Annotated in this window: 18 protein-coding genes; 10 read left to right on the top strand and 8 right to left on the bottom strand. The window is 70.8% G+C overall.

Going from position 1 to position 22485, the window contains the following annotated elements:
* Positions 1-100 precede the first annotated feature (100 nt).
* Together lon and AC5WRT_RS08075 are read right to left on the bottom strand one after the other, a co-directional pair.
* The gene (lon, locus tag AC5WRT_RS08080) at positions 101-2521 is read right to left on the bottom strand and encodes an endopeptidase La (protein WP_496093546.1); all 2421 of its coding nucleotides are present in this window, start codon (positions 2519-2521) and stop codon (positions 101-103) included.
* A gap of 183 nt (positions 2522-2704) precedes the next feature.
* Entirely contained in the window at positions 2705-3526 is an 822-nt protein-coding gene (locus AC5WRT_RS08075; protein ID WP_496100043.1) for a rhomboid-like protein, read from the bottom strand.
* Positions 3527-3724: 198 nt separating this feature from the next.
* Here AC5WRT_RS08075 and AC5WRT_RS08070 point away from each other — a divergent pair, with 198 nt between their 5' ends.
* From AC5WRT_RS08070 to AC5WRT_RS08055, 4 genes are all read left to right on the top strand, one after another.
* Entirely contained in the window at positions 3725-4402 is a 678-nt protein-coding gene (locus tag AC5WRT_RS08070) for a spermine/spermidine synthase domain-containing protein (protein WP_496093548.1), read from the top strand.
* A gap of 115 nt (positions 4403-4517) precedes the next feature.
* On the top strand, positions 4518-5258 hold the full coding sequence (locus AC5WRT_RS08065) for a response regulator transcription factor (protein WP_031163266.1): 741 nt from the start codon (positions 4518-4520) through the stop codon (positions 5256-5258).
* Positions 5255-6382 (top strand): HAMP domain-containing sensor histidine kinase, encoded by a 1128-nt coding sequence (locus tag AC5WRT_RS08060; RefSeq protein WP_496093549.1) that lies wholly within the window; start codon positions 5255-5257, stop codon positions 6380-6382. The genes AC5WRT_RS08065 and AC5WRT_RS08060 overlap by 4 nt, the downstream gene beginning before the upstream one ends.
* A gap of 303 nt (positions 6383-6685) precedes the next feature.
* Positions 6686-10504, top strand: a complete 3819-nt coding sequence (locus tag AC5WRT_RS08055) for a multifunctional oxoglutarate decarboxylase/oxoglutarate dehydrogenase thiamine pyrophosphate-binding subunit/dihydrolipoyllysine-residue succinyltransferase subunit (protein ID WP_496093550.1) — start codon at positions 6686-6688, stop codon at positions 10502-10504.
* A gap of 107 nt (positions 10505-10611) precedes the next feature.
* On the opposite strand, the gene AC5WRT_RS08050 is transcribed toward AC5WRT_RS08055, so the two are convergent.
* Together AC5WRT_RS08050 and AC5WRT_RS08045 are read right to left on the bottom strand one after the other, a co-directional pair.
* The gene (locus AC5WRT_RS08050; protein ID WP_018544467.1) at positions 10612-10791 is read right to left on the bottom strand and encodes a DUF6104 family protein; all 180 of its coding nucleotides are present in this window, start codon (positions 10789-10791) and stop codon (positions 10612-10614) included.
* 221 nt (positions 10792-11012) lie between these two features.
* Positions 11013-11894, bottom strand: coding sequence for a hypothetical protein (locus AC5WRT_RS08045; RefSeq protein ID WP_496093551.1), 882 nt, complete (start codon positions 11892-11894; stop codon positions 11013-11015).
* A gap of 157 nt (positions 11895-12051) precedes the next feature.
* On the opposite strand from AC5WRT_RS08045, the gene AC5WRT_RS08040 reads away from it, so the two are divergent.
* Together AC5WRT_RS08040 and AC5WRT_RS08035 are read left to right on the top strand one after the other, a co-directional pair.
* On the top strand, positions 12052-13053 hold the full coding sequence (locus AC5WRT_RS08040) for a DUF4097 family beta strand repeat-containing protein (RefSeq protein ID WP_496093552.1): 1002 nt from the start codon (positions 12052-12054) through the stop codon (positions 13051-13053).
* A gap of 1 nt (position 13054) precedes the next feature.
* Positions 13055-14119 carry a PadR family transcriptional regulator gene (locus tag AC5WRT_RS08035; RefSeq protein ID WP_496093553.1) on the top strand — a complete coding sequence of 355 codons (1065 nt, stop codon included), beginning with the start codon at positions 13055-13057 and terminating at the stop codon, positions 14117-14119.
* Between the two features lie 92 nt (positions 14120-14211).
* Here the strand turns inward: AC5WRT_RS08035 and AC5WRT_RS08030 are convergent, their stop codons facing one another.
* Complete coding sequence (locus AC5WRT_RS08030) at positions 14212-15177, bottom strand: zinc-binding dehydrogenase (protein ID WP_496093554.1); 966 nt, start codon at positions 15175-15177, stop codon at positions 14212-14214.
* A gap of 259 nt (positions 15178-15436) precedes the next feature.
* Entirely contained in the window at positions 15437-16660 is a 1224-nt protein-coding gene (locus AC5WRT_RS08025; protein ID WP_496093555.1) for an NAD(P)-dependent malic enzyme, read from the bottom strand.
* Positions 16661-17215: 555 nt separating this feature from the next.
* Here AC5WRT_RS08025 and AC5WRT_RS08020 point away from each other — a divergent pair.
* Genes AC5WRT_RS08020 through AC5WRT_RS08010 form a run of 3 tightly spaced genes read left to right on the top strand, consistent with a single transcriptional unit; the run spans position 17216 to position 19913 of the window.
* On the top strand, positions 17216-18175 hold the full coding sequence (locus AC5WRT_RS08020; RefSeq protein WP_496093556.1) for an ABC transporter substrate-binding protein: 960 nt from the start codon (positions 17216-17218) through the stop codon (positions 18173-18175).
* Positions 18176-18207: 32 nt separating this feature from the next.
* Entirely contained in the window at positions 18208-19146 is a 939-nt protein-coding gene (locus tag AC5WRT_RS08015; protein ID WP_496093557.1) for an amino acid ABC transporter permease, read from the top strand.
* 14 nt (positions 19147-19160) lie between these two features.
* Positions 19161-19913, top strand: a complete 753-nt coding sequence (locus AC5WRT_RS08010; protein ID WP_496093621.1) for an amino acid ABC transporter ATP-binding protein — start codon at positions 19161-19163, stop codon at positions 19911-19913.
* 624 nt (positions 19914-20537) lie between these two features.
* Here AC5WRT_RS08010 and AC5WRT_RS08005 read toward each other — a convergent pair.
* Positions 20538-21296 (bottom strand): class I SAM-dependent methyltransferase, encoded by a 759-nt coding sequence (locus AC5WRT_RS08005; protein WP_496093558.1) that lies wholly within the window; start codon positions 21294-21296, stop codon positions 20538-20540.
* Between the two features lie 96 nt (positions 21297-21392).
* Here AC5WRT_RS08005 and AC5WRT_RS08000 point away from each other — a divergent pair, with 96 nt between their 5' ends.
* Complete coding sequence (locus AC5WRT_RS08000) at positions 21393-22022, top strand: CGNR zinc finger domain-containing protein (RefSeq protein ID WP_496093559.1); 630 nt, start codon at positions 21393-21395, stop codon at positions 22020-22022.
* On the opposite strand, the gene sodX is transcribed toward AC5WRT_RS08000, so the two are convergent.
* Positions 21926-22360 carry a nickel-type superoxide dismutase maturation protease gene (sodX, locus tag AC5WRT_RS07995; protein WP_496093622.1) on the bottom strand — a complete coding sequence of 145 codons (435 nt, stop codon included), beginning with the start codon at positions 22358-22360 and terminating at the stop codon, positions 21926-21928. The two genes, AC5WRT_RS08000 and sodX, sit on opposite strands and share 97 nt — an antisense overlap.
* Between the last annotated feature and the right edge of the window lie 125 nt (positions 22361-22485).

Below are 22485 nucleotides of genomic sequence, written 5' to 3'. Positions count from 1 at the left end.
GTCATTGCGTTATGGGCATGTGGCGAGGGTCCGATGCGGGCACGGCGGAGGCCCGGGCCTCCCTCACGGGACCCGGGCCTCGCCTCTCCCGCGGCGTCCGTCACGCCGCCACGGGAACCTCCGGCGCCGCGCCGCTCGTCGCGGGCGCGAGCGCCAGTTCCAGGACCTGGCGGACGTCGGTCACGGTGTGGACGTCGAGCTTGTCCAGCACCTCCGCAGGGACGTCGTCCAGGTCGGGCTCGTTGCGCTTGGGGATGATCACGGTCGTCACCCCGGCGCGTTGGGCGGCGAGCAGCTTCTGCTTCACACCGCCGATGGGCAGCACCCGGCCGGTCAGCGAGACCTCTCCGGTCATGGCCACGTCCGTGCGGACCAGACGGCCGGACAGGAGCGAGGCGAGGGCCGTCGTCATCGTGATGCCCGCGCTCGGGCCGTCCTTGGGAACCGCGCCCGCCGGGAAGTGGATGTGCACGCCCCGGTCCTTCAAGTCACCGACCGGCAGTTCCAGTGCGGCGCCGTGACTGCGCAGGAAGCTCAGCGCGATCTGCGCCGACTCCTTCATCACGTCACCGAGCTGACCGGTCAGGGTCAGACCCGCCGCGCCCGTCTCCGGGTCGGCCAGCGACGCCTCGACGAAGAGCACGTCGCCGCCCGCGCCGGTGACCGCGAGGCCGGTCGCCACACCCGGGACGGCCGTACGGCGCTCGGCCGGGTCCTGTGCGGACTCGGGCACGTGGTGCGGGCGCCCGATCAGGCCGCGCAGCTCGTCCTGCGTCACCGTGAACGGCAGCTCCCGCTCGCCGAGTTCGTGCTGCGCCGCGATCTTGCGCAGCAGGCGTGCGATGGAGCGCTCCAGGGTCCGGACGCCCGCCTCGCGGGTGTACTCGCCCGCGAGCCTGCGCAACGCGCCCTCGTCGATCGTGACCTCGTCCGCGCCGATCCCGGCCCGCTCCAGCTGGCGCGGGAGCAGGTGGTCACGGGCGATGACGACCTTCTCGTCCTCGGTGTAGCCGTCCAGGCGGACGATCTCCATCCGGTCGGCGAGCGCCTCCGGGATGGCTTCCAGGACGTTGGCGGTGGCCAGGAAGACCACGTCGGACAGGTCGAGTTCGACTTCCAGGTAGTGGTCCCGGAAGGTGTGGTTCTGCGCCGGGTCGAGGACTTCGAGCAGGGCCGCGGCCGGGTCGCCGCGGAAGTCGGAGCCCACCTTGTCGATCTCGTCGAGCAGGACCACCGGGTTCATCGACCCGGCCTCCTTGACGGCCCGCACGATCCGGCCGGGCAGCGCGCCGACGTACGTACGGCGGTGGCCGCGGATCTCGGCCTCGTCACGGACGCCGCCGAGGGCGACGCGGACGAACTTCCGGCCCATGGCGTGGGCGACGGACTCGCCGAGCGAGGTCTTGCCGACGCCGGGCGGGCCCACGAGTGCCAGCACGGCACCGCCGCGCCGGCCGCCGATGACGCCCAGGCCGCGTTCGCTGCGCCGCTTGCGAACGGCCAGGTACTCGGTGATGCGCGCCTTCACGTCGTCCAGACCGGCGTGCTCGGCGTCCAGGATCTCCTTGGCGCCCTGGATGTCGTACGCGTCCTCGGTCCGTTCGTTCCAGGGCATCTCCAGGACGGTGTCCAGCCAGGTGCGGATCCAGGAGCCCTCCGGGGCCTGGTCGCTGGACCGCTCCAGCTTGTCGACCTCCTTGAGCGCGGCCTCGCGGACCTTCTCCGGCAGGTCCGCGGCCTCGACGCGGGCGCGGTAGTCGTCGGACTCCTCGCCGTCCTTCTCGCCGTTCAGCTCGCGCAGTTCCTTGCGGACGGCCTCCAGCTGGCGGCGCAGCAGGAACTCGCGCTGCTGCCTGTCGACGCCCTCCTGGACGTCCTTGGCGATGGTCTCGGCCACCTCCTGCTCGGCGAGGTGGTCGCGGAGCGCCTGCGTGGCGAGCTTCAGCCGGGCCACCGGGTCGGCGGTCTCCAGCAGTTCGACCTTCTGCTCGGTGGTCAGGAACGGCGAGTAGCCGGAGTTGTCGGCGAGCGCGGAGACGTCGTCGATGGCCTGGACGCGGTCCACGACCTGCCAGGCGCCGCGCTTCTTCAGCCACTCGGTGGCAAGCGCCTTGTACTCCTTGACGAGTTCGGCGACCTGACCGGGCAGCGGCTCCGGCAGGGTCTCCTCGATGCGCGCGCCCTCCACCCACAGGGCCGCGCCGGGGCCGGTGGTGCCGGCGCCGATCCGCACCCGGCTCCGGCCGCGGATCAGAGCCCCCGGGTCGCCGTCGGCCAGCCGGCCGACCTGTTCGACCGTGCCCAGCACACCGGTCTTCGCGTACGTGCCGTCGATCCGGGGCACCAGCAGCACCTTGGGCTTGCCCGGTTCCGACCGGGCGGCGGCCTGCGCGGCCTCCACCGCGGCCCGCACCTCGGCATCGCTCAGGTCCAGCGGAACCACCATGCCGGGCAGCACGACCTCGTCGTCGAGCGGCAGCACGGGCAGGACGAGCGTGAACGCCGGTGACTCAGCAGCCATGATCTCCCCTTCGGCAGTCAAGTTGAGCTGTACCGACTCAACTGCCGGAGATGGACGGGTGTTCCCTCCGCCTGTTCGCTGTGAGCGATCAGACGCGTCCAACGGAATGCATGGAAAGGAGCGTTGCGGGGGCCGCGTACGCAGCCACGCCGGTGAGCCGCCCGCCGGGACGGCCCGGCGCCTCTATCGGGGCGCCTGCGCCCACCGGCGCACGAAGGGCCGGCTCGCCACCCCTGTCGTCAGCGCGATCAGGTGACCCCAGTTCGTCATCGGGTCCTCGAAGGCGATCAGGTCGGTCACGAGCTCGCCGGCCGTCAGGGCGAGGAGGGGCCAGCCGAGCCAGGGGGGCAGCAGGCCGCACAGAGCGCCGATGCTGGCGGCGACGCCGAAGCTGATGCCGTAGTCGAGGCGGTGCAGCGAGGTGGCCGGCAGATGGCCGACCAGGACGGCCAGGCCCACGGGGATCTCCGTGGCGAGGGTGGCCAGGACGTGCCCGGCGAGGAAGACGCAGGCGGCTCTCGCGCCGCCTATCCGCCGCTCCAGCGCGGTGAGGACCAGCACGAACGCGAGCGCGTACGGCGACAGGACCCCGCCGGCGATCCACAGCGCGCTCGCCAGCAGCACCACGGCGGGCGACCGCAGCAGGTGGGCCACGTCCGTGCTGGAGTCCTGGTAGAAGGCGTGCACCAGGGCCGGGTCGGCGAGGGCGGCCACCACGGAGGTGACCGCCAGGAGGGCCGTGTAGGCGAAGGTGAACGGGGTGCCGACGGGGGTGGGCAGCAGGCGCCACACCCGCGGGAAAGGGAGCCGGAGCGGTACGGCCGGGGACGCCTCGGACGGGGCGGCGGACCGGGGAACGGGAGCCGGGGCGTCCCGCTGGCGCGGCATGCCGTCCAGGAGACGCGCGAGCGCGGGGAGCGGGAGGGCGGTGGTGCCGTCCGGGACGGGCACGTCCGTCAGGGGCGGGGACGCGGCCGTCGCAGGGCCCGTCGCGGTCCGTTCCACGTTCGTGGCACTCCTTCCGTCCGGCCCAACACTTCGCGGTCCGCGGGCCACTGTCTATGACCGACGCCACGCGAGAGCCGATTCACAGCAACCTCCTACGTTTCGGCGGCGTCCGCGCCTCACCCCCCTTCGGCCGCACATCAGTGCGGCACCCGTAATTCCCGTGTCGGCCACGGTGTGTTCGAGCAGGATGGAGGCATGACTGCCGTGTACGACTCCCCCGTGGTCCTCGACCGGCGCGACGGCCCGTACGGCGAGGTGGTGCTGCGCCGGCACGGAGCGCTGCTGCAGATCATCGCCAACGGCTGCTTCCTCATGGACACCTCCGACGGCCGCTCCGAGCGGCGGCTGGTCGACGCCGCATACGAGGCGCTGGACGACCGCCCGGAGCCGAACGTGCTGATCGGAGGGCTGGGTGTGGGTTTCTCGCTCGCGCACGCCGCGGCGGATCCGCGGTGGGGGCGGATCACCGTCGTCGAGCGGGAGCCCGCCGTCATCGACTGGCACCGCGACGGGCCGCTGACCGAGGTGTCCGCCGGCGCGCTGCGCGATCCGCGCACCGAGATCGTGCAGGACGATCTGGTGGCGTTCGTCAATGAGACATCCGACACGTTCGACGCGCTCTGCCTGGACATCGACAACGGCCCCGGCTGGACCGTCACCGACGACAACCACACCCTCTATTCACCGGCCGGTCTCACCTCCTGCACAAGAGCGCTGAACCCGGGTGGAGTACTCGCCGTATGGTCCGCCGAGCCCTCTCCGGAATTTGAAGGAACCTTGCGGAATGCCGGGTTCCATCAGGTGCGTACCGAAGAGGTGTCCGTTGCCCGGGGCGTTCCGGACGCCGTCCACATCGCTGTCCGACCTGGATAGCGACAGCGCGGTGGATCCCCGTAATGTGCTGCCGTGACGCACGGATCATTCAAGCGTCAATCGCAGACATGGGATCACCCCACTGGTTCCGGAAAGCAACAAGCAGGGGCGGGCGATGGAGCAGACACACACCTCCCAGAGCGGCGCGGCGACGACCACCCCGGGCGCACAGCGCCGGGTGCTGGTCGTCGAGGACGACCCCACGATCGTCGACGCCATCGCGGCCCGGCTCCGTGCTGAGGGATTTCTCGTACAGACGGCGTCCGACGGCCCGGCCGCGGTCGACACGGCCGAGGCCTGGCAGCCCGATCTGCTGATCCTCGACATCATGCTGCCGGGCTTCGACGGCCTCGAGGTCTGCCGGCGGGTGCAGGCGCAGCGCCCGGTGCCGGTGCTGATGCTGACCGCGCGGGACGACGAGACGGACATGCTGGTCGGTCTCGGGGTCGGCGCCGACGACTACATGACCAAGCCGTTCTCGATGCGGGAGCTGGCGGCACGCGTGCACGTGCTGCTGCGCCGCGTGGAGCGGGCGGCCCTCGCCGCCGCCACCCCGCGCTCCGGCATCCTGCGGCTCGGCGAGCTGGAGATCGACCACGCGCAGCGCAGGGTGCGGGTGAAGTCCGAGGACGTCCATCTGACGCCCACCGAGTTCGACCTGCTGGTGTGCCTGGCGAACACACCGCGCGCGGTGCTCTCCCGGGAGCAGCTGCTGGCCGAGGTGTGGGACTGGGCGGACGCCTCCGGCACCCGCACGGTCGACAGTCACATCAAGGCGCTGCGCCGGAAGATCGGCGCCGAGCGGATCCGCACCGTGCACGGCGTCGGCTACGCGCTGGAGACGCCCACCCCATGAGCGGTGACGGGCGCCAGGCCGCACGGAGGAGCCCCGGGACCCTCACCGAGGACAATCCCTGGGGCGGCGTACGCCCGTTCTCGATCAAGACCAAGCTGGGCGCGCTGGTCGTCATCGCGGTGCTGATCACCACCGGGCTGTCGATCGTCGCGGTGCACACCAAGACCGAGCTGCGCTTCATCACGGTCTTCTCGATGATCGCCACGCTGCTGATCACGCAGTTCGTGGCGCACTCGCTGACCATGCCGCTGGACGAGATGAACACGGTGGCGCGGTCCATCTCGGAGGGCGACTACACCCGCCGGGTGAGCGAGGGCCGCCGCGACGAGCTGGGCGACCTGGCCCGCACGATCAACGCCATGGCGGACGAGCTGGAGGCCCAGGACCGCCAGCGCAAGGAACTCGTGGCAAATGTCTCCCATGAGCTGCGCACCCCCATCGCCGGGCTGCGCGCGGTGCTGGAGAACATCGTCGACGGCGTCACCGAGGCCGACCCCGAGACCATGCGGACGGCCCTGAAGCAGACCGAGCGGCTCGGCCGGCTGGTGGAGACCCTGCTGGACCTGTCCCGGCTCGACAACGGCGTCGTACCGCTGAAGATGCGCCGCTTCGAGGTGTGGCCGTACCTCTCCGGCGTGCTGAAGGAGGCCAACATGGTGGCCTCGGCGCGCGCGGGCATCGCCTCCGGCTCCGGCAGCCACACCCGCACCGACGTCCATCTGCACCTCGACGTCTCACCGCCGGAGCTGACCGCGCACGCGGATCCCGAGCGCATCCACCAGGTCGTGGCCAACCTGATCGACAACGCGGTCAAGCACAGCCCGCCGCACGGCCGGGTCACGGTGAAGGCGCGGCGCGGGCCGCGGCCGGAGTCGCTGGAGCTGGAGGTCCTGGACGAGGGCCCGGGCATCCCCCGGTCGGAGTGGCACCGGGTGTTCGAGCGGTTCAACCGGGGCGCCGTGACCCGGCCGCACGGCCCGGGCAGCGACGGCGGTACGGGGCTCGGTCTGGCGATCGCCCGCTGGGCGGTGGACCTGCACGGTGGCCGGATCGGCGTGGCCGAATCCGAGCGCGGCTGCCGGATCATCGTCACCCTTCCGGGACTTCCCTCCGCCTCAGGTTGACGTAAGGTTCGAACCGGAAGCACAAGATCCACGACCGTCCGCGCCGCAGTGGCGCAGCTGGACACGTGTGATCAGCGGCGGGCCCGCGCGACCGGTCGAACAGGCAAGCGCCGGGCCGGGGCGAATGCACCCTCTCATCTGCGGAACCACGCTTGTTTCCCGCCATATCAAGCCCTGAAACAAGATTTCTCGTGTGACTTACGCGACGATGACCTTGCCCGACCTGACCTTCACCCTTGGGGAGGCGTAGCCTTTATTCCCGCTGTCCATCACCTTGTGAAGCGGAAGAGGGCGGTTGCCGCCGTGTCGCCACAGTCCCCCAGTAACCCGAGTGTCTCCACCGACGACCAAGCCGGGAAGAACCCCGCAGCCGCGTTCGGTCCGAACGAGTGGCTCGTCGACGAGATCTATCAGCAGTACCTCCAGGACCCGAATTCGGTAGACCGCGCCTGGTGGGACTTCTTCGCCGATTACAAGCCGGGGGCCCCTGCCACGCCGGCTCCGGCGGGTACTGCGGCCACGGGGGCCGCAGAGACCCCGCGGGCCCAGGCCGCTCCCGCACCGGTTCCCGCGGCCCCGGAGCCCGCCGCAGCCCCTGCTCCGGCCCCCGCGGCGCAGGCCGCGGCCCCCGCCCCGGCCAGGCCGGCGACGCCCGCACAGGCGCCGGCCCAGCCGAAGCCCGGTGCAGGCACCGGCTCCACTGGAGCGGCTGACGCCGCGCGATCGTCCGCCGCCAAGGCACCCGAGGTCCCCGACGGCCCGGAGCTGATCACGCTGCGCGGCCCGGCCGCCGCCGTCGCGAAGAACATGAACGCCTCGCTGGAGCTGCCGACCGCCACCTCGGTCCGCGCGGTCCCGGTGAAGCTGCTGTTCGACAACCGGATCGTCATCAACAACCACCTCAAGCGCGCCCGGGGCGGGAAGATCTCCTTCACCCACCTCATCGGGTACGCGATGGTGCAGGCCATCAAGGCCATGCCGTCGATGAACTGGTCGTACGGCGAGAAGGACGGCAAGCCGACCCTCGTCAAGCCGCCGCACGTCAACCTGGGCCTCGCCATCGACCTGGTGAAGCCCAACGGTGACCGCCAGCTCGTCGTGGCCGCCATCAAGAAGGCCGAGACGCTGAACTTCTTCGAGTTCTGGCAGGCCTACGAGGACATCGTCCGCCGCGCCCGCGACGGCAAGCTGACGATGGACGACTTCACCGGTGTCACGGTCTCCCTGACCAACCCGGGCGGCCTCGGCACCGTGCACTCCGTGCCGCGCCTGATGCCCGGCCAGTCCGTGATCATGGGCGTCGGCTCCATGGACTACCCGGCGGAGTTCCAGGGCACCAGCCAGGACACCCTGAACAAGCTCGGCATCTCGAAGGTCATGACGCTCACGTCGACCTACGACCACCGGGTGATCCAGGGCGCCGCCTCCGGCGAGTTCCTGCGCCAGGTCTCCAACCTGCTGCTGGGCGAGAACGGCTTCTACGACGCCATCTTCGAGGCCCTGCGGATCCCCTACGAGCCGGTCCGCTGGCTGCGGGACATCGACGCCAGCCACGACGACGACGTCACCAAGGCCGCCCGCGTCTTCGAGCTGATCCACTCCTACCGGGTGCGCGGCCACGTCATGGCCGACACCGACCCGCTGGAGTACAAGCAGCGCAAGCACCCCGACCTGGACATCGTCGAGCACGGCCTCACCCTGTGGGACCTGGAGCGCGAGTTCGCCGTCGGCGGCTTCGCCGGCAAGTCGATGATGAAGCTGCGCGACATCCTCGGCGTGCTGCGCGACTCGTACTGCCGCACCACCGGCATCGAGTTCATGCACATCCAGGACCCCAAGCAGCGCAAGTGGATCCAGGACCGCGTGGAGCGCCCGCACTCCAAGATGGAGCGCGAGGAGCAACTGCGGATCCTGCGCCGGCTGAACGCGGCGGAGGCCTTCGAGACCTTCCTGCAGACGAAGTACGTCGGCCAGAAGCGCTTCTCCCTCGAGGGCGGCGAGTCCGTCATCCCGCTGCTCGACGCGGTCATCGACTCCGCGGCCGAGTCGCGGCTCGACGAGGTCGTCATCGGCATGGCCCACCGCGGCCGCCTGAACGTCCTCGCCAACATCGTCGGCAAGTCCTACGCGCAGATCTTCCGCGAGTTCGAGGGCAACCTCGACCCGAAGTCGATGCACGGCTCGGGCGACGTGAAGTACCACCTGGGCGCCGAGGGCACCTTCACCGGCCTGGACGGCGAGCAGATCAAGGTCTCCCTGGTCGCGAACCCCTCCCACCTGGAGGCCGTCGACCCCGTCCTCGAGGGTGTCTCCCGCGCCAAGCAGGACATCATCAACAAGGGCGGCACGGACTTCACCGTCCTGCCGGTGGCGATCCACGGCGACGCGGCCTTCGCGGGCCAGGGCGTGGTGGCCGAGACCCTGAACATGTCGCAGCTGCGCGGCTACCGCACCGGCGGCACGGTCCACATCGTCATCAACAACCAGGTCGGCTTCACCGCGGCCCCCGAGTCCTCGCGTTCCTCCATGTACGCGACGGACGTGGCGCGCATGATCGAGGCCCCGATCTTCCACGTCAACGGCGACGACCCCGAGGCCGTCGTCCGCGTCGCGCGGCTCGCCTTCGAGTTCCGTCAGGCGTTCAACAAGGACGTGGTGATCGACCTCATCTGCTACCGCCGCCGCGGTCACAACGAGTCCGACAACCCGGCCTTCACCCAGCCGCTGATGTACGACCTGATCGACAAGAAGCGCTCGGTGCGCAAGCTCTACACCGAGTCGCTGATCGGTCGCGGCGACATCACCCTGGAAGAGGCCGAGCAGGCGCTCCAGGACTACCAGGGCCAGCTGGAGAAGGTCTTCACCGAGGTCCGCGAGGCCACCTCGCAGCCGGCCACCGGTGACGTCCAGGCACCGCAGGACGGCTTCCCGGTCGTGGTCCCGACCGCGGTCTCCGCCGAGGTCGTCAAGCGGATCGCCGAGTCCCAGGTCAACATCCCCGACGGCATCAGCGTCCACCCGCGTCTGCAGCCGCAGCTGCAGCGCCGTGCGGCGATGGTCGAGGACGGCACCATCGACTGGGGCATGGGCGAGACCCTGGCCATCGGCTCCCTGCTGCTGGAGGGCACCCCGGTCCGGCTCGCCGGCCAGGACTCCCAGCGCGGCACCTTCGGCCAGCGCCATGCGGTGCTGATCGACCGGGAGACCGGCGAGGAGTACACCCCGCTGCAGTACCTGTCCGACGACCAGGCCCGCCTGAACGTCTACAACTCCCTGCTCTCCGAGTACGCGGCCATGGGCTTCGAGTACGGCTACTCGCTGGCCCGCCCGGACGCGCTCGTGATGTGGGAGGCGCAGTTCGGCGACTTCACCAACGGCGCGCAGACGGTCGTCGACGAGTTCATCTCCTCCGCCGAGCAGAAGTGGGGCCAGACCAGCGGCGTGGTCCTGCTCCTCCCGCACGGCTACGAGGGCCAGGGCCCGGACCACTCCTCGGCCCGCCCGGAGCGGTTCCTCCAGCTCTGCGCCCAGAACAACATGACGGTCGCGATGCCGACGCTGCCGTCGAACTACTTCCACCTCCTGCGGTGGCAGGTGCACAACCCGCACCACAAGCCGCTGATCGTCTTCACCCCGAAGTCGATGCTGCGTCTGAAGGCCGCGGCCTCGAAGGCGGAGGAGTTCACGAGCGGGGAGTTCCGCCCGGTCATCGGCGACAACTCCGTCGACCCGGCCGCCGTCCGCAAGGTCGTCTTCTGCGCCGGCAAGGTCTACTACGACCTGGAGGCCGAGCGCCGGAAGCGCGGCGTGACGGACACCGCGATCATCCGCATCGAGCGGCTGTACCCGCTGCCGGGTGCCGAGCTCCAGGCGGAGATCAAGAAGTACCCGAACGCCGAGAAGTACCTGTGGGCGCAGGAGGAGCCGGCGAACCAGGGCGCCTGGCCGTTCATCGCGCTCAACCTGATCGACCACCTGGACCTGGCGGTCGGCGCGGACGTCCCGCACGGCGAGCGCCTGCGGCGCATCTCGCGCCCGCACTCGTCGTCGCCGGCGGTGGGCTCCGCCAAGCGGCACCAGGCCGAGCAGGAGCAGCTCGTGCGCGAGGTTTTCGAGGCGTAGGCCCCGGAGACGAAGGGCCCGGTACCGAGTTTCTCGCTCGGTACCGGGCCCTTCGGCCGGTCGGGGGCGGGTGCGCGGGTGGCCGTGCGCGGGCGCGGGCGCGACTACTACTCGTCGTCCTCGTCGTCGAGCCGGGCGAGCCAGGTGGCCAGCCGCTCTACGGGCACCTCGAAGTCGGGGTTCAGATCGACGAACGTGCGCAGCTGTTCGGCCAGCCACTCAAAGCTGACCTCCTCCTCGCCGCGCCGCTTCTCCAACTCCTCGATACCGCGGTCGGTGAAGTACATGGGGTGCGTCTCCTGCGTGAACATGCCGGTGGTGGCTACAGGACAGCGTATGCAATGTTCCGGGGTCGACCGCCACAGCCCTTCCCCGGTGGACTGCCACGGGATCTGTGCGGGGCCTGGCGGGTCGCCGCCGGGCGCGGGTCGCGGCGGCCGGTCGGGCAGTTTCCGGCGCCCCCGAGGGGCGCCCGCAGCACCGTCCGCCGCCCGCGCCGCGCACACCGTCACCCACGCCCGTGCACCCCCTCGTACGCCAGCCCCAGCACCCCGTGCGCCAGCAGCAGCACCCCTGCCGCCACCCACCCTCCGCTCCGCCGCCAGATCCCCCACACGGTCACCGGCAGCCCCACCCCGACCTGCGCCATCCCGAGCCATCGGGCCCGTGGATCCCCCGAGCCCGGCACCCACACCCGGAACCCCGTGCAGCCGCTGTCCTTCTCCCCGGCCTCCGGCTCCCGCTCCGGCTCCGCTCGCACCGCCTCCCGCCACCCGGCCCCCTGGACCCACCGCACCCCGCCCGGCGCGTCCGCCACGGCGTGCAGCAGCCGGTCGGCGCTCTCCCCCGGCGCCAGGCCCGCCGGCAGTTCGACCCCCGCGCGCGTGAGGACGGCGATCAGCCCCCGCAGCCGTGTCCGCCCGTCCGCCTCGGAGTCCGGCGTCGTCAGACCCTCCAAGGCCTGTACGTCCAGTACGGGATCCAGGCCCAGCCGCACCGCGAAGGTGTGCATCGCCTCGTGTTCCCCAGCCGGCGTGCCGTTGGCCAGCCAGACGTAACCCACAGGACGGCGGAAGCCGGACGCGAGGGTGTAACCGACCCGGTCGGCGTCCCACCACAGCGCCAGCACGGGCCATGACGATCCGACGGCGAGCGCGGAGGCCCACCCGGTGAGCACGCGGTCGACGGGCTCGCTCCCGGCACCGCCTGTGCGCCATGGACCGCCTTCCGGTACCAGTACGCTCCACCGCCCGCCCGCGTGTGTGAGCGCCATCCGCTCGCGCAGCAGCGGCGCGAGCAGGCCGACGGATTCCGGTTCGGCCCGGCAGAGCAGCAGCGCACCGCTGGCGGAGGCGGCATGGGAGCCGCGGTGGAACGCACGCGTCGACATGGAAACACGCTAGGCATCCCGTCACGATCACGCCCGGTATGAGCCGTACGCGCTCACGCGAAAGAGTGCCTTGACTTCCGGAGCCCACGATATATCGTGTTTCTCGGAAGACGCGATATGGCGTGTCCCGTGTCCGTGCCCGGCCGAGGAGGTCCCCATGCCCGAGTGGTCCGTCAGCGAGCCCCGGAAGTTCACCTTCGACACCCGCGTGAGCGACGTCCAGGTGCGCATCGTCAACGGAACGGTCAACGTGGTGGGCACGGACGAGGGTTCCGCGCGCCTGGAGATCTCGGAGATCGAGGGCCCGCCCCTGGTGGTCACCCAACTGGGTGACACCCTCACGGTGGCCTACGAGGACCTGCCCTGGAAGGGCTTCCTGAAATGGCTCGACCGCAAGGGCTGGCGGCGCAGCGCGGTCGTCTCCCTGGCGGTGCCCGGCGACACCCGGGTGGAGGTGGGCGTGGTCGGCGCCGCCGCCGTCGTCTCCGGTATCCGCGGCCCCGCCGTGGTCAAGGGGGTCACCGGCGACACGACCCTGGTCGGCGTCTCGGGCCCGGTGCGCGCGGACACCGTGTCCGGGAACCTGGAGGCCCAGGCCGTCACCGGCGACCTGCGGTTCAACTCGGTCTCGGGGGACCTGACGGTCGTCGAGGGCTCCGGCCGCTCCGTGCGCGCCGACTCCGTCAGCGGGTCCATGATCGTCGACCTGGATCCGGAGGGGCCGACGGACGTCACCCTGACCAGCGTCTCCGGCGAGATCGCCATCCGCCTGCCGCACCCGGCGGACGCCGAGGTGGAGGCGAACACCGCGAGCGGCACGATCTCCAACGCCTTCGACGGGCTGCGGGTGCACGGCCAGTGGGGCGCCCACAAGATCACCGGCCGCCTCGGCGCGGGCACGGGCAGACTGAAGGCGACCACGGTCTCCGGCTCGATCGCCCTGCTGCGCCGACCGCCGCGCGAGGACGAGCCGGACACCCCGTGGGACGCCGAGTCCTTCGGTCCCTCCGGCTCGTCCGGGTCCCCGCAGCACCCCGGCACCGGACCCGGCGCCGGCGCCCCGCCCGCCCCGGGGGAGAATTCCGTCTCCGGCCGGGGCACCGGTGGAACCGGCACCGACGCCCCGGCCGACGGCACGACCGACAAGAAGGTGCTCTGACATGCCCCCCGTCTTCGCCCACGGGCGCCTGCGCCTGTACCTGCTCAAGCTGCTCGACGAGGCCCCACGCCACGGCTACGAGGTGATCAGACTCCTCGAGGAGCGCTTCCAGGGGCTGTACGCCCCGTCGGCGGGCACGGTCTACCCCCGGCTGGCCAAGCTGGAGGCCGAGGGCCTTGTCAGGCACACCACCGAGGGTGGCCGCAAGGTGTACGCCATCACGGACGCGGGCCGCGCCGAACTGGCCGACCGGAGCGGCGAGTTGGCCGATCTGGAACTGGAGATCCGCGAGTCGGTCGCCGAACTTGCCGCCGAGATCCGGGCCGACGTGCGCGGCGCGGCCGGCGATCTGCGCCGCGAGATGCGCGCCGCGGCGTCCGAGGCCCGCCGGGCCAGGTCCGGCGCGCCGGGTGCCCTCGGGGAGCACGGCGACCTCACCGACAAGGAGGCCTGGAAGTCCGCCAAGGAGGAGATGCGCCGGGTCAAGCAGGAGTGGAAGGAGCAGGCCCGCCGCGCCAAGGACGAGAGCCGCCGGGCCCGAGAGGAGGCCCAGCGAGCCCGCCGCCAGGCCCAGGAGGCGCAGGCGCGGGCGCGGGCCCAGGCGCAGGAGGAGATGCAGCGCATCGCCCGCCAGGTGCAGGACCGCGTCCAGGACCACTTCGCCCAGGGCGACTGGCCCACGGGCCTGCGCGAGGGCCTGTCGGAGCTGGCCAAGGAGCTGGGCGACTTCGGCAAGTACTGGGGCTCCCCCCGCACCTCGGGGGAACCGGCGCCGAAGCACACCGGCTCCGTGTCGGACCCGCACGACGTCGCACCGGGCCCGTGCTTCCCGGCCGAGGACTTCCCGGCGGAGTACGAACCCTCCTGGGCGCACGCCGACTTCACCGGCGACCCGGCCCGCGACCTGGACCGCCTGTTGGACCGCTTCCGCGACGACATCCGCGACGCGGCCCGCGACCACGGGGTCACCCCGGACCAACTCCGCGACGCCCGGCGCCATCTGTCGACGGCCGCGGCCCGCATCGCCGCCCTCCTGCGCACGCCGAACGCCGACCGGGGGGCCTGACGGAGGGCCCGGGACGCGGTTCACCGACCTGACAAGCCGAGTGCGGAAAGGGCGGGCCGGGACACCCGGCCCGTCCGGCGCCCCGGCCGGAGTCAGGAGTTGGTGAGCACGATCTTTCCGAACTGCTCGCCGGACGCGAGGCGTTCGAAGCCCTCGCGGGCCCGGTCCAGCGGCAGTTCCTCGTCGATGACGGGCCGGACACCGGTCGCCGCGCAGAAGGAGAGCAGGTCCTCCAGCTCGTCCTTGGTGCCCATGGTGGAACCGACGACCTTCAGCTCGAGGAAGAAGATCCGGGTCAGCTCGGCGTGGGAGGGCCGGTCGCCGCTGGTGGCACCGGAGATGACGAGCGTACCGCCGGGCCGCAGCGACTTCACCGAGTGGGACCAGGTGGCGGCGCCCACGGTCTCGATGACCGCGTCCACCCGCTGCGGCAGCCGTGCTCCGGGCTCCACCGCCTCCACGGCTCCCAGCTCGACGGCCCGCTTCCGCTTGGCCTCGTCGCGGCTGGTGGCGAGGACGCGCAGGCCCGCCGCCTTGCCGAGCACGATCGCGGCCGTGGCGACACCGCCGCCCGCGCCCTGCACGAGCACCGAGTCCCCGGGCCGTACCCCGGCGTTGGTGAACAGCATCCGGTAGGCCGTCAGCCAGGCCGTCGGCAGACAGGCGGCCTCGGCGAAGGACAGCTCCTTGGGCTTGGGCAGCACGTTCCAGGTCGGCACGGCGACCTGCTCGGCGAAGGTGCCCTGGTAGCGCTCGGTCAGGATGGAGCGCGGCTCGTTCGGGCCGACGCCGTGGCCGGTCTGGCCGATGACGGAGTGCAGGACGACCTCGTTGCCGTCCTCGTCGACGCCGGCGGCGTCACAGCCGAGGATCATCGGAAGCCGGTCCTCCGGCAGACCGACGCCCTTGAGGGACCAGAGGTCGTGGTGGTTGAGGGAGGCGGCGCGCACATCGATCGTGCTCCAGCCGGGCCGTGCCTCGGGGGCCGGACGCTCCCCCAACTCCAGGCCGGTGAGCGGCTGGTCGCGGTCGATTCGGGCGGCGTAGACAGCGAACATGCAGCCGACGATAGGTGGGCTGATCAGCCAACGGAACCACACGGCCCTGTGACACATGCCCTCTTGCGCAAGGGCACCCATGCGGCGCAGCCCCGGCGGCGACCCGAAGGGCACTCCCTGAGGACCCGGGACTTCACGGGCACGTCCTCGCCCCTGGGGCCACCCACCGCCTCGGCGCACCTCCTCGACACCCGATGCGGTGCGCGCGGGCGGCAGAGAAATGGCCCCGCCTCGGCAGGCGGGGCCATGCAGCGCGACGTCAGCGACGAGCGACGCCCTCGGCCCGCGCAGCGGCCGCCACCGCGGCCGTCACCGCCGGAGCGACCCGCTCGTCGAACGGCGAGGGGATCACGTAGTCGGCGGCGAGGTCGTCGCCGACCACCGCGGCCAGCGCCTCGGCGGCGGCGATCTTCATCCCCTCGGTGATCCGAGTGGCCCGCACCTGCAGCGCACCGGCGAAGATGCCCGGGAACGCCAGCACGTTGTTGATCTGGTTCGGGAAGTCGGACCGCCCGGTCGCGACGACCGCCGCGTACTTGTGGGCGACGTCCGGGTGCACCTCGGGGTTCGGGTTGGCCATCGCGAACACGAAGGCGCCCTCGGCCATGGAGGCGACGGCCTCCTCGGCGACCGTGCCGCCGGAGACGCCGATGAAGACGTCGGCGCCCGCGAGGGCGTCCTCCAGCGAGCCGGTGATGCCGGCCTTGTTGGTGAACCCGGCGAGCTCCCGCTTGACCGGGGTGAGGTCCTCCCGGCCGGCCGAGACGACGCCCTTGCGGTCCGCCACCGCCACGTCCCCGATGCCGGCCTCGACCAGCATCTTGGCAATGGCGACACCGGCCGCGCCGGCGCCCGAGATGACCGCCCGCAGCTGACCGATGTCCCGACCGCTGAGCCGCGCCGCGTTCCGCAGCGCCGCGAGCGTCACGACGGCCGTGCCGTGCTGGTCGTCGTGGAAGACCGGGATGTCCAGGCGCTCCTGCAGCCGGCGCTCGATCTCGAAGCACCGGGGCGCCGAGATGTCCTCCAGGTTCACCCCGCCGAAGGACGGGGCGAGCCGGACGACGGTCTCGACGATGTCGTCCACGTCGGTGCAGTCGAGCGCGATCGGCACCGCGTCGACGCCGCCGAACTGCTTGAACAGAATCGCCTTGCCCTCCATCACCGGGAGGGATGCCTCGGGACCGATGTCCCCGAGTCCGAGCACGGCCGTACCGTCGGTCACGACGGCGACCACCGACGACTTCCACGTGTAGTCGTTGACCAGCTCCGGCTGCTGCGCGATCGCGGTGCACACGCGAGCGACGCCGGGCGTGTACGCGAGGGAAAGGTCGTCCTTGTCGCGGACCGGCACGGTGGCCTGCACGGCCATCTTGCCGCCGCGGTGCAGCGCGAACACCGGATCGAAGGAATCGAGGGGCTCCGCCCCGCCGTCCTGATCCGCTTTGCTGTCGCTGCGAGGATTGACGATCTCCGCTGCCACTTCGTTGTACCCCTTAGGTGTGCATGGTTTGAGGGTCGACCACTCCTGGTGAGGGGTGGGCGGGCACCGCGTACCGCCCGATTGCTGATACGTACGGGCCGTACGCGACGGGCGCGCCGCACACGCGCCCTGAGCCCCGGATGAGGGGTGTAAAGAACCTTCTTACCGGACGGACGGCGCCCACGACGAGTCCATTAGGTGCAAGGTCACATCACGGCACCAGAAAGCCACACGGAGATGACGCGCGGCTGACGACCGCGCCAAGCACCCGGAGACACCGGTATGCGGACACAGGCGCTGACCACATCGTGAGATGCGCCGAAGATTTTCCGGCCGGAAGGCTGGAGTACCGCAGATGGTTCGGTGGTGAACGACCAAGGATGTACCGACCTGATGCGGTTCGGGGGTGACCCGTTATCCGATTTTGACATGGCGACGCCCCTGCACGGCGTAGTCCGAATGGCAAGATGCCGTAAACCCACGAGGTCGCGACACCCGAAGGTGTGTGTTCTCGCCGACCCATCGCACGTCTTCCCATCCGCCGGAGGAACCACGATGACCGCAAACTCCACCCCTCGTACGACCGCCGCACGCTCTCGTCTGGCAGCGGCCGGTGCGATCGCGGTCGCGGGCGCCCTGCTGCTCACCGGCTGCGGTGACCAGACCAAGGACAACAGCAAGGGCTCCGGCGGCGCCTCCACGGCCGCCGCTCCGCTGGCCGACAAGCTCCCCAAGGAGATCCGGGACAAGGGCAGGATCGAGGTCGGCTCGGACATCGCGTACGCACCGGTGGAGTTCAAGGACTCCTCCGGCAAGGCCGTCGGCCTGGACCCGGACCTCGCCGCGGCCATGGGCAAGCAGCTCGGCGTGAAGCTGGAGTTCCAGAACGGCACGTTCGACGCCCTGCTCACCGGTCTGCGCTCCGGCCGCTACGACATCGCGATGTCGGCGATGACGGACAACAAGAACCGCCAGGAGGGTGTCGACCCCGACACGGGCAAGAAGGTCGGCGAGGGCGTCGACTTCGTCGACTACCTGACCGCCGGTGTCTCGATATACACCCGCAAGGGCGACACCCAGGGCATCACCGGCTGGTCGGACCTGTGCGGCAAGAAGATCGCCGTCGAGCGCGGCACCGTCTCGGAGGACCTGGCCAAGCAGGAGGCCAAGAAGTGTCCGAGCGGCAAGAAGCTCACCATCGAGCCGTTCGACGACGACCAGCAGTCCCAGACCCGGCTGCGCTCGGGCGGCGTGGACGCGGCCTCCTCCGACTTCCCGGTCGCCGCGTACGCGGTGAAGACCTCCGGCGGCGGCAAGGACTTCCAGATCGTGGGCCAGCAGGTCGAGGCGGCCCCGTACGGCATCGCCGTGGGGAAGTCGGACACCCAGCTGCGCGACGCGCTGCAGGCCGCGATGAACGCGATCATCAAGAACGGCGAGTACGCGAAGATCCTCCAGAAGTGGGGCGCCCAGGACGGCGCCGTCAAGGAGTCCGTGATCAACGGCGGCAAGTGACCCGCGGCAGCGGCCACTGAGAGGCAACACCCGTGACTGACATGGAGAAGACGGCCGGGCAGGAGAGCGCTCCCCCGGCCGGCGGCCCGGAGGCCATCAAGGCGATCCCGGTCCGGCACTACGGGCGATACGTTTCCGCCCTCATAGCCATCGCGATCCTCGTCGCGATCATCTACGCGTTCGGCCAAGGCAAGATCAACTGGCACGCGGTGCCGGACTACTTCTTCGACCACCGGATCATGACCGGTGTCTCCAAGACGCTCCTGCTGACGGTCCTGTCGATGCTGATCGGCATCGTCGGCGGCATCGTCCTCGCCGTCATGCGGCTGTCGAAGAACCCGGTGACCTCGTCGATCGCGTGGTTCTACATCTGGTTCTTCCGCGGCACCCCGGTCCTGGTCCAGCTGTTCCTCTGGTTCAACCTGGGCCTGGTCTTCGAGTACATCAACCTGATGCCGTTCTACAAGGACTACTGGTCGAACTTCATGACGCCGCTGCTGACGGCGCTGCTCGGCCTGGGGCTGAACGAGGCGGCGTACATGGCGGAGATCTGCCGGGCGGGCCTGCTCGCGGTGGACGAGGGCCAGACCGAGGCGGCCCACGCGCTCGGCATGAGCCACGGCAAGACCCTGCGCCGGGTGATCATCCCGCAGGCGATGCGCGTGATCGTGCCGCCGACGGGCAACGAGGTCATCAACATGCTGAAGACGACCTCGCTCGTGGCGGCCGTCCAGTATCCCGAGCTGTTCCGCTACGCCCAGGACATCGGCCAGAACTCCGGCGCCCCGGTGGAGATGTACTTCCTGGCCGCCGCCTGGTACCTGATCATGACGTCCGTCCTGAGCGTCGGCCAGTACTACATCGAGCGGTACTACGCCCGCGGTTCCAGCCGCAGCCTGCCGCCCACGCCGTGGCAGAAGGTACGGGCCAACATGTTCTCCCTGGGCCGCCCGAAGGGAGGCATGGCATGACCGAGCAGAAGCCGATGGTCAGGGCCGAGGGCGTGCACAAGTCCTTCGGCCAGGTCGAGGTCCTCAAGGGCATCGACCTGGAGGTCAAGCCGGGCGAGGTGTTCTGCCTGATCGGTCCCTCCGGCTCCGGCAAGTCGACCTTCCTGCGGTGCATCAACCACCTCGAGAAGATCAACGCCGGCCGGCTGTACGTCGACGGCGAACTGGTCGGCTACCGCCAGCAGGGCGACAAGCTGTACGAGCTGCGCGACCGCGAGGTCGCCATGAAGCGCCGGGACATCGGCATGGTCTTCCAGCGCTTCAACCTGTTCCCGCACATGACGGCGCTGGAGAACGTCATGGAGGCGCCGGTGCAGGTCAAGGGCCGAAGCAAGGCAGATGCGCGCGAGCGGGCGATGAGCCTGCTGGAGCGCGTGGGCCTGGCCGACCGGGCCGGGCACTACCCCTCGCAGCTCTCCGGCGGCCAGCAGCAGCGGGTGGCGATCGCCCGGGCGCTCGCGATGGACCCGAAGCTGATGCTGTTCGACGAGCCGACCTCGGCCCTCGACCCGGAGCTGGTCGGTGACGTCCTCGACGTCATGCGGGACCTCGCCGAGTCCGGCATGACGATGGTCGTCGTCACCCACGAGATGGGCTTCGCCCGCGAGGTGGGCGACAGCCTGGTGTTCATGGACGAGGGCGTGGTCGTCGAGTCGGGCCGTCCCCGCGACGTCCTGACGAACCCGCAGCACGAGCGGACGCAGTCCTTCCTGTCCAAGGTGCTGTAGGCACACGGATCACCTGGACGAGGGGAGGTACGGAGATCCCGTGCCGCCCCTCTTCGGGTGCCCCCGCTACGGCAGCAGCTGGGGCTCGAGCGCCAGTGTCCGCAACTGCGCCCCGTGAGCGGGAACGTCTTGAGCACCGGGCCCTGCGAGCCGTTGCCCAGGAAGCCCGTCCAGTCACGGACGATCAGCATGCTGCCGTCCTTGCGCACCGGCCGTGCCTCCAGTACGGCGCCGTAGTACGACGGCTGCACGGCCTTCTGGGCGGGCGTGAGCCAGATCGACAGCAGGCCGCCCGGCACCTTCTCGTTCGTGCACCGCAGCACCGGCGGTGTCACGTTGCCGATGTGGCAGGGGTCCTTGTGGAGGTCGACTCCCTTGGCCTTCACCGCCTTCGCCGGTATCACGCCCACGGAGACGTACCCCACTCCGTCCTTCCGGGCGAACGCGTAGTCCCCGTCGCACCCGCTTCCGCGCCCCGCGTCACCCCTCCCCCTTTCCGCCGGTCCACCGGCTACGGACCGTCTCACCCGTACCAGTGCGGTGGGAGCCCCGCGTGGACGCAGAAGAGGCGGTACGAATTTCTCTCGCACCGCCTCCGTCCATCGGGCCTTTGCCGTACCCGGGCTACTTGAGGGCGAGGAGCAGGGTGTCCGAGGGCGAGCACCACACCGGCCGGGCCTCGGCGAAGCCCTGTGCCAGCAGCGTGCGCGCATGCCAGGCCGGCGACGGCATCTCGCCGTCGGCGTGCTCGCCGTAGATCTCGAAGCGGCGGGCGGTGGGTTCGGCGAGGACCGGGTCCTCGGCCGCGGCCCGCCACCATGCGGCCCAGTCGAGGGCGCCCTCCCGCTTGGCCTGTTCCATGCGCGCGTGGCGCTGGGCGCGCTCCGCCGCGTTGATCCGGGGCGTGCTGTCGTCGATCATGTGGTCCGCGTTCATGAAGACACCGCCGTCGCGGACCAGCTCCGCGACCTGACCGTAGAGGGTCGCGAGGGGTTCGCTGTGGAGCCAGTGCAGGGCCGTGGCGGTCAGGACGGCGTCGTACGAGTCGTACGGCAGCCGCTGCGCCCAGCCGGGGTCCTTGAGGTCGGCGGTGACGAAGGAGACGCGCTCGTCGCCCTCGAAGGTGCCGCGCGCGACGGCGAGCAGGGCCGGGTCGAGGTCGACGCCGGTGCTCGTGGCCTGCGGGAAGCGCCCGAGCAGTCGCGCGGTGATGCTGCCGGTGCCGCAGGCGAGGTCGAGGACGCGGGGAGCCGTGCCCACCAGTGCCTCGACCATGTCGAGCATGATGCGGAAGCGTTCCTCGCGGTCCGGCATGTACCACTCCTGCTGCCGGTCCCAGCTCTCCTGCCACGCGGCCCACTCGGTGCCCGTGGTCGTCGTCATGAAGCCCGTCCCCCTTGTCTGCGTAATACCCTGGTAGCACGACCGGCTATTACCGACCGCAGACACGACCATAAAGCGCCCTCATAAGGACTACAAGTGGAACTGGCCTATTACTCGGATTACGCCGTCCGTCTCGTCAACAGCGAGGAACCGGCCCGGGGCAAGGACTCGCTGACCTCGGTCGAGGCCGTCCGCGACCTCTTCGGGGCCAACGCGTCGGCGGCCCGCCGCGCCACCGACGCCGACGTCACCCGCTTCCGCTCGGTGAGGGCGCGGCTCCGCGCGGTCTTCGAGGCGGCCGACAAGGGCGACGAGACCCTCGCGGTCGACCTGCTGAACTCCCTGCTGCTGGAGTTCCCGGTGTCGCCGCAGATCTCCGGCCACGACCACCGGGACGAGGACGGCCGCCCGCTGTGGCACATGCACCTGGCCGACCATCCGTCGAACGCGACCGCCGGCTACGCCGCGATCGCCGCGATGGGCCTGGCCTTCCACCTCACCGAGTACGGCGTGGACCGGCTCGGCCTGTGCGAGGCCGCCCCCTGCCGCAACGCCTACCTGGACACGTCCACCAACCGCTCCCGGCGCTACTGCTCCGACCGCTGCGCCACCCGCGCCAACGTGGCCGCCTACCGGGCCCGCAAGCGCCTGGAGGCCGACCGGTCCGGCAACAGCGGTCTCGCCGCGGAGAGCGCCCAGCGCACCAGCGCGAGCGGCGAGCGCTGACCGGCCGGCAGCGGCCGGTACCGCAGGCGCGCCCGCCCGAGGACCAGTTCGTCGGGCACGACCCCGTAGTCCGTGCTGTCCCCGCCCGCGTAGGGGTTGTCCCCGAGCACCCACCAACCGCCGTCGCGCCGCTCCACGGCGCGCTTGACGACGAGCAGGTCCTGCTGGAACGGATGACACAGGACGACGACGTCCCCCGGCCTGACCGGGGCCCCGTACTGCACCAGCAGCCGGTCCCCGTGAAGGAGCGTGGGCACCATGGACGGGCCCGTCACCTCGGCCAGTCCGAACGGCGCAACGGCTCTCCCCCGCTCCGTCTCCTGCGACAGCTCCGGCATGGCCGGCACCTCCCCGGTCCGTTCCTCCACAGTCCCAGTCTGACCCTGGACTTTTGTCCTAAGCCCTAGGGGGCACCCGAGAAATAGCCTTCCGCAGGGAGTAATGTCGCACCTGAGAAGACGAT

This window comes from Streptomyces sp. NTD91, from assembly GCF_059510455.1.
Note: the sequence above shows the minus strand (reverse complement) of the source record. Positions and strands in the feature narration are given on the sequence as shown.

What these genes read in the sequence shown, in the direction of transcription:
- lon (WP_496093546.1), bottom strand. Translation starts at nt 2,521, where the DNA reads ATGGCTGCTGAGTCACCGGCGTTCACGCTCGTCCTGCCCGTGCTGCCG.
- AC5WRT_RS08070 (WP_496093548.1), top strand. Translation starts at nt 3,725, where the DNA reads ATGACTGCCGTGTACGACTCCCCCGTGGTCCTCGACCGGCGCGACGGC.
- AC5WRT_RS08065 (WP_031163266.1), top strand. Translation starts at nt 4,518, where the DNA reads ATGGAGCAGACACACACCTCCCAGAGCGGCGCGGCGACGACCACCCCG.
- AC5WRT_RS08060 (WP_496093549.1), top strand. Translation starts at nt 5,255, where the DNA reads ATGAGCGGTGACGGGCGCCAGGCCGCACGGAGGAGCCCCGGGACCCTC.
- AC5WRT_RS08050 (WP_018544467.1), bottom strand. Translation starts at nt 10,791, where the DNA reads ATGTACTTCACCGACCGCGGTATCGAGGAGTTGGAGAAGCGGCGCGGC.
- AC5WRT_RS08045 (WP_496093551.1), bottom strand. Translation starts at nt 11,894, where the DNA reads ATGTCGACGCGTGCGTTCCACCGCGGCTCCCATGCCGCCTCCGCCAGC.
- AC5WRT_RS08040 (WP_496093552.1), top strand. Translation starts at nt 12,052, where the DNA reads ATGCCCGAGTGGTCCGTCAGCGAGCCCCGGAAGTTCACCTTCGACACC.
- AC5WRT_RS08035 (WP_496093553.1), top strand. Translation starts at nt 13,055, where the DNA reads ATGCCCCCCGTCTTCGCCCACGGGCGCCTGCGCCTGTACCTGCTCAAG.
- AC5WRT_RS08030 (WP_496093554.1), bottom strand. Translation starts at nt 15,177, where the DNA reads ATGTTCGCTGTCTACGCCGCCCGAATCGACCGCGACCAGCCGCTCACC.
- AC5WRT_RS08020 (WP_496093556.1), top strand. Translation starts at nt 17,216, where the DNA reads ATGACCGCAAACTCCACCCCTCGTACGACCGCCGCACGCTCTCGTCTG.
- AC5WRT_RS08010 (WP_496093621.1), top strand. Translation starts at nt 19,161, where the DNA reads ATGGTCAGGGCCGAGGGCGTGCACAAGTCCTTCGGCCAGGTCGAGGTC.
- AC5WRT_RS08005 (WP_496093558.1), bottom strand. Translation starts at nt 21,296, where the DNA reads ATGACGACGACCACGGGCACCGAGTGGGCCGCGTGGCAGGAGAGCTGG.
- sodX (WP_496093622.1), bottom strand. Translation starts at nt 22,360, where the DNA reads ATGCCGGAGCTGTCGCAGGAGACGGAGCGGGGGAGAGCCGTTGCGCCG.